Origin of the sequence: Kitasatospora sp. NPDC096204 (assembly GCF_044763205.1) — a bacterium.
In the GTDB taxonomy this organism is placed as follows: domain Bacteria; phylum Actinomycetota; class Actinomycetes; order Streptomycetales; family Streptomycetaceae; genus Kitasatospora.
The window spans coordinates 95,437-101,739 of record NZ_JBIWFT010000036.1; the positions used below are offsets into that span (position 1 = coordinate 95,437).

Sequence of the window (6,303 nt, forward strand, 5' to 3'; positions counted from 1 at the left end):
GCCCGGTCCTGGGGCAGCTCGGGGAGCGTCCGGCCACCGGCCGGCCGCTCCCTCACGCATCTGCGGAGAACCCCCACCCGGCCGTTCCCGCACCGTAACGGGTGTCGCGTAAGGTGTGGCGGCATGGGAGAGCAGGCCGGGAATCCCGGCGGACCGGAACCGGTGAAGAAGCGCCTCGGCGTGATGGGCGGCACCTTCGACCCGATCCACCACGGCCACCTCGTCGCCGCCAGTGAGGTCGCGAGCGCGTTCCACCTGGACGAAGTGGTCTTCGTGCCGACCGGACAGCCGTGGCAGAAGAGCGACCGCCACGTCACCCCGGCCGAGGACCGCTACCTGATGACGGTCATCGCCACCGCCGAGAACCCGCAGTTCTCGGTCAGCCGGATCGACATCGACCGCGAGGGCCCGACGTACACCGTCGACACCCTGCGCGACCTGCACGCCCTGCACCCGGACGCCGACCTCTTCTTCATCACCGGCGCCGACGCGCTCGCCCAGATCCTGTCCTGGCGCGACTCCGACGAGCTCTTCTCGCTGGCCCACTTCATCGGCTGCACCCGTCCCGGGCACACTCTGTCGGACGCCGGGCTTCCGGTGGGCGGGGTCTCACTGGTGGAGGTCCCGGCGCTGGCCATCTCCTCGACGGACTGCCGCAACCGGGTCGCCAAGGGCGAGCCGGTCTGGTACCTCGTCCCGGACGGCGTGGTCCGCTACATCGACAAGCGGGCGCTGTACGCGCCGCGCGGGGACTGATCCAGGAGCGGTGCATGACTGATCGCAACGACGGCCGGCGGCCGGAGGACTGGTCCACCGGGCAGTACCAGCAGCCGTACCAGGGCTACCAGCAGGCGCAGCAGCAGCCGCAGCCGCAGCAGCCTCCGCAGCCGCAGCATTCGCAGCCGCAGTCGTACGAGCAGCAGCAGTACGACCAGTACGGGCAGCCGGTGTACGGGCAGGACGCGTACGGCTACCAGCAGCAGGGCTACCAGGGGTACGACGGGTACCAGCAGGGCGGTCACACCGGGCAGTTCCCGCAGCAGCAGCCGCAGTCGTACGAGCAGCAGTACGAGCAGCAGCAGTACGACCAGTACGGGCAGCCGGTGTACGGGCAGGACGCGTACGGCTACCAGCAGCAGGGCTACCAGGGGTACCAGCAGCAGCCCTACCAGGCCGCCGCCCCGGCCGCCGCCGAGCCGCAGGCCGAGGCCGCCGTGCCTCCCGCCGCGCCCGCCGCTGCGGCTGCTGCCGCCCCACCGCGTCCGCGGGTGCCCCGGCCCGCCGCGGAGCCGGAGTCGGCGACGGCGCCGGCCAAGGCCGGGCCGCCGTCCGAGCAGGTCGCCGGGGCGCGGGCCGGGAAGGCCGGGAGCAAGGCGCCCAGGGACAACTACACGACGGGCGAGTTCACCTTCGTCGACGAGGAGGCGGAGGAGACCGAGGACGTCATCGACTGGCTGAAGTTCGCCGAGTCCCGCAGCGAGGTGCGCGCCGAGCGCCGCCGCAAGCTGCGCAACCGGCTGATCGGCCTCGGTGTGGTGGTGGCGCTCGCGGCCGGCGGCGTCGGCGGCTACCTCTTCCTCACCGGCGGCAAGCCGAGCGCGGCCACCGCCGCCGGCGGACGCCAGGTCAACGTCGTCCACCTGCGCGACCTCCAGGGCAAGGTGTCCAGCGCGCTGCTGGTCAACGACGCCTCCGGGAAGAAGGGCACGGTGCTGCTGCTGCCCGACAACCTGCGGCTGCCCGGCCCGGGGGACCCGCCGGTCACCACGATCGGCCAGTCCATGGACGGCATCGGCGCCTCGGCGACCCGCGAGGGCCTGTCCACCGTGCTCGGCGCCCCGGTCGCCGGCACCTGGCGACTGGACACCCCGTACCTGGAGCTGCTGGTCTCCCAACTCGGCGGCGTCCGGGTGGACACCAACGCCGAGACCCACGAGGGCGGCAAGCCGGACGGCAAGCTGCTGTCCGCGGCCGGGAAGAACACCATGCTCAGCGGGAAGGCGGCGGTCGCGTACGCCACCCTGCAGAACCCCGGCGAGAACCGGGACGCCCAGCTGGCCAGGTTCGGGCAGGTCATGGACGCCGTGGTGCGCACCATGCCGACCGAGTTCAAGGATGCCAAGGACGACGTGCACCGGATGAACGCGGTGCTCGACCCCTCGCTGCCCGAGGACGCCCTCGCCGGGGTGCTCGTCCAGCTCGCCCAGCAGGCGAAGGACGGCCACTTCGGGACCACCGCGCTGACCGTCAAGCCGGACGGCAGCCTGGACGAGGCGACGGCGGGCAAGCAGGTCAAGGACGTGCTGGGCGGCACCGTGAAGTCCGCGGCCGTCGGCGACGCCCCGGCCCGGGTCGCGCTCCAGGACGGCAGCGGCAACGACGCCGCGGCGGCCGCCGCGCAGGTCCAGATCGTCAACTCCGGCCTGACCTTCATCCCGGGCAGCGCCAAGGCCGCCCCGCAGGCCGCCAGTGAGATCCGCTACACCGACGACGCCCGGCAGGGCGCGGCGAAGTCGCTGGCGACCAGCCTCGGGCTGCCGGACACGGCGGTGAAGAAGGTGACCGGCGACACCCAGAACGCGGACCTGCTGGTCGTGCTCGGCAAGGACTACCAGCTGCCGAAGAACCAGTAGGGCGGTGGCCCGGCTCCGATCCGGGTCCGGCTCCGGTCGGCTCGGGCTCCGGTCCCGGCCGGCCTCGGCCCCGACCCGGTGGCGGTCGGGGCCCGGTGGCGGTCGGGGCCCGGTGGCGGTCGGGGCCCGGGGCGCGTAAATCGGTTCCGGGCCCGCCCGGGCGGCGTGAGATCCTGGAAGGCGACCCCGGCCGCGCGCCGGGGCGCCCCAAGCAGCCGAGCCGGAAGAACACCGTGACCGTCACTGACCACAGCCAGCAGCTCATCACCGTCGCCGCGCAGGCGGCGGCCGACAAGCTTGCGCACAACATCATCGCCTTCGACGTCAGCGAGGTGCTGTCGATCACCGACGCCTTTCTGATCGCCTCCGCGAACAACGACCGCCAGGTCCGCTCGATCGCCGAGGAGATCGAGGACCAGCTGCGCGAGCAGCTGGACATCAAGCCGGTCCGCCGCGAGGGCGAGCGTGAGGGCCGCTGGATCCTGCTCGACTACCTGGACATCGTCGTGCACGTCCAGCACTCCGAGGAGCGCTCCTTCTACTCGCTGGACCGCCTCTGGAAGGACTGCCCCGAGCTGCCGCTTCCCGAGGACGCCCTGGCCTCCCGCAACCGCCCGGACGCGTACACCGACGAGGCCGGCAACGCCGTCGCCCCCGCCGACGACTTCGGCAAGCCCGAGGACCTGCACTGAGCCGGGGCACGCAGGGCCCGCGCATCGTCTTCTGGCGGCACGGCCAGACCGCCTGGAACCTCGAATCGCGGTTCCAGGGCACCACGGACATCGAGCTGACCGGCCAGGGCGTCCTGCAGGCCCAGCGGGCGGCCCGGCTGCTCTCCGGGCTCCGTCCCGACCTGCTGATCTCCTCGGACCTCCAGCGGGCCCGGCGCACCGCCGCGGAGCTGGCCGAGGTCACCGGGCTCGACGTGCAGCACCACGAGGGCCTGCGGGAGACGTTCGCGGGCTCGTGGCAGGGCCTGACCAACGCCGAGATCCGTGAGCGCTACCCGGAGGAGTACGAGGCCTGGGCGGCCGGCGAGCCGGTGCGGCGCGGCGGTGACGGCGAGCTGGCCACCGAGGTCGCCGACCGCTCGGTGCCGGTGGTCCTGGAGGCCGTCGGCAAGCTCCCGGAGAACGGCACGCTGGTGGTGGTCAGCCACGGCGGGACGATCCGCACCATGCTCGGGCGGTTGCTCGACCTGGAGCCGGCCCAGTGGGAGCGGTTCGGCGGGCTGTCCAACTGCTGCTGGTCGGTGCTCGGCCACGGGGCGCGCGGCTGGCGCCTGCTGGAGCACAACGCGGGCACGCTCCCGCAGCCGGTCATCGGCGACGACACCTGACCCGTTGCCGTACCGGCTCGGGCGGCAGCGGGTGCCGGGGGCCCTCAGGGGCCCTCGGCCGGGGTGCGGCGAGGGCGCGGAGGGGAGGCTCGGCGGGGGTCCGGAAGGGCGGATTTCGCAGTTCCGGCCCTGACCAGCTAGAGTCTTCCTCGTTCGCAGGGAAGGAACGCGGCCCGGAAGGGAAGCGGGAGATCCGGTGAGTGCGGGGCTATAGCTCAGTTGGTAGAGCGCTTGCATGGCATGCAAGAGGTCTGGGGTTCAATTCCCCATAGCTCCACTCCGCATCGGCGGTCGTGGTAAGCCAGGGTCGCCCGTGTCGCGGGGCTATAGCTCAGTTGGTAGAGCGCTTGCATGGCATGCAAGAGGTCTGGGGTTCAATTCCCCATAGCTCCACAGGAGTTCGGAAGGCCGTCACCCAAGGGGTGGCGGCCTTCCGGCGTTTCGGGCTCTCGGTGTTTCGGTCGGTGGCTGGTGGCTGGTGGCTGGTGGCTGGCGGCTGTGACGGTGACCGGTGGCGGGGTGTGCGCCGGTTGCCGCGCGCCCGGGGCGGGAAGCGTGCGCCCGGCGCGCGGGGCAGGGCATCGGGGCGCGGGAGATGAGGCGCCCGGAGTGCGGGAGGTGGGGCGCCCGGGGTGCGTGGTGCGGGCCTCGGGGAACGGATTTCAGGAGCACGCCCCGGACCGTGTAAAGTAGTCGATGTCGCCGAGGGAAACGGCCGGAAACAACCGGGAACCGCGGTGACATCGCAGGTCAAGGGGCTATAGCTCAGTTGGTAGAGCGCTTGCATGGCATGCAAGAGGTCTGGGGTTCAATTCCCCATAGCTCCACAGCAGTCGAGAGCCGCCTCCCGGAATCGGGAGGCGGCTCTTCGTCGTTCTGCTCCCGCCACCGGTCGAAGAGCCCCGAATCCCGCTACCGTCGTGCCATGGCCGATCTGGAGCGAAGGCGGAACGAGGAACTGGCCCGGATACTCCACCAGCTCGGCTGGAGTCCGGAACGGCTCGCCCGTGAGGTGAGCCTCGCCCTGCCGCCGGGCCTCGCCATCAGCTCCACCGCCCCGTACAAGTGGCGCGACCGCGGCATGGTGCCGCGCAGCCCGCACGACCAGGCGGTCTGCGAGGTGCTCAGCCGCACCCTCGGCATCGCCGTCACCTACGAGCAGCTCTGGGGCCGGATGGGCGGCCACCGCGGCGCCAAGATCCTCTCGCCCCGGCTGCTCACCGACCCGTGGACCGCCGACACCGCCCAGACCGCGCTGCGCGAGGCCGCCACCGACGCCGGGCCGGTCCGCCTCACCGACCTGTTCCGCAGTGCCGACCTCGACCAGGCCGCCGCCCGCCTCGACTCCCCGCCACCACCCGTCGGCGGCGGGGAGGGCGCGCTGCGCGTCGAACCCGGGCTGGCCGGCGAGCTCGGACTGTCCTACCGCAGCAAGCAGAAGCTCGAACGGGCCTGCGGCGGCGGCCTCGTCCTCGGCCCCGTCCGCGCCGAACTCGCCATGCTGGCCAAGCTGTTGGAACTCGGTGCGTACGACGAACGGCTCGGTCGCGAGCTCTACGGCACGGCCAGCAGACTCGCCCGGCTGGCCGGCTGGGCCGCGTACGACCTCGGCCACGACGCGGCCGCCCAGCGCGCCTTCGTCGCCGCGCTGCGCGCCGCCCACGTCAGCGGCGACCCCCGGCTCGGGGTCCCGGTGCTCGGCGCGCTGGTCGTGCTCGCCACCCAGGGCACCGGTGGGCGCGGGCTGGACGCCGTCTCCGCGCTCGCGACCGCCCTGGAGACCCACGGTGCCGCGCTCGGCCCCACCGCCCGGGCCCGCCAGTACGGCCGGCTCGCCCGCGCGTACGGCCGCCGGGGCGAGGCCGAGCAGGCCGAGGCCGCCGCCGCCCGGGCCTTCGCCGAACTGGACGGCCTACCCGGCGCCGAGGAGGCCCGCTCCGCCCTCGCCGGGATGGTGGGGGAGGGGCGGCTGGCGCTCGGCCAGCACCGGCTGGCCAAGGTGCTGCTCGCCGAGGCCGTGGCCGGGCTCGGGCCGGGGCGGGCCCGCTCCAAGGCGTTGCTGATGGTGAGCCTCGCCGAGGCCCACCGCAGGCTCGGCGACCAGCGGGAGGCGGCCCGCACGGCTTCGCTGGCGCGCTCGGCCGCGGCGGGGATGCAGTCCGAGCGGCTGGCGAAGGCGTTGCGGGACTTCGATGCGGCGGGGCGGGCGGTGGCCGGCTAGGCCCGGACTTCGCACATGGGGTTTTAGGTTTCCAGCCAGCGGGGTCGGGTTTCGTCGATGCCGAGGAGTTCGAGCAGGTGTGCTTGGACTCCTCGGTTGATGAGGACGGC

The 6,303-nt window shown here is 73.0% G+C and carries 5 protein-coding genes and 3 tRNA genes; all 8 read left to right on the plus strand.

Going from position 1 to position 6,303, the window contains the following annotated elements:
* Nucleotides 1–123: 123 nt before the first annotated feature.
* Nucleotides 124–756, plus strand: a complete 633-nt coding sequence (gene nadD / locus ACIQ87_RS31435; protein ID WP_402413319.1) for a nicotinate-nucleotide adenylyltransferase — start codon at nucleotides 124–126, stop codon at nucleotides 754–756.
* Between the two features lie 14 nt (nucleotides 757–770).
* On the plus strand, nucleotides 771–2,633 hold the full coding sequence (locus ACIQ87_RS31440) for a LytR C-terminal domain-containing protein (protein WP_402413322.1): 1,863 nt from the start codon (nucleotides 771–773) through the stop codon (nucleotides 2,631–2,633).
* A gap of 233 nt (nucleotides 2,634–2,866) precedes the next feature.
* Complete coding sequence (gene rsfS / locus ACIQ87_RS31445) at nucleotides 2,867–3,325, plus strand: ribosome silencing factor (protein ID WP_355265854.1); 459 nt, start codon at nucleotides 2,867–2,869, stop codon at nucleotides 3,323–3,325.
* Nucleotides 3,322–3,972, plus strand: a complete 651-nt coding sequence (locus ACIQ87_RS31450; RefSeq protein WP_402413335.1) for a histidine phosphatase family protein — start codon at nucleotides 3,322–3,324, stop codon at nucleotides 3,970–3,972. The genes rsfS and ACIQ87_RS31450 overlap by 4 nt, the downstream gene beginning before the upstream one ends.
* Before the next feature lie 204 nt (nucleotides 3,973–4,176).
* Nucleotides 4,177–4,249 (plus strand) — tRNA-Ala (locus ACIQ87_RS31455).
* A gap of 43 nt (nucleotides 4,250–4,292) precedes the next feature.
* Nucleotides 4,293–4,365, plus strand: a tRNA-Ala gene (locus tag ACIQ87_RS31460).
* A 361-nt stretch (nucleotides 4,366–4,726) separates the two neighbouring features.
* Nucleotides 4,727–4,799 (plus strand) — tRNA-Ala (locus tag ACIQ87_RS31465).
* Nucleotides 4,800–4,897: 98 nt separating this feature from the next.
* The gene (locus ACIQ87_RS31470) at nucleotides 4,898–6,193 is read left to right on the plus strand and encodes a hypothetical protein (protein WP_402413325.1); all 1,296 of its coding nucleotides are present in this window, start codon (nucleotides 4,898–4,900) and stop codon (nucleotides 6,191–6,193) included.
* Nucleotides 6,194–6,303: the final 110 nt, after the last annotated feature.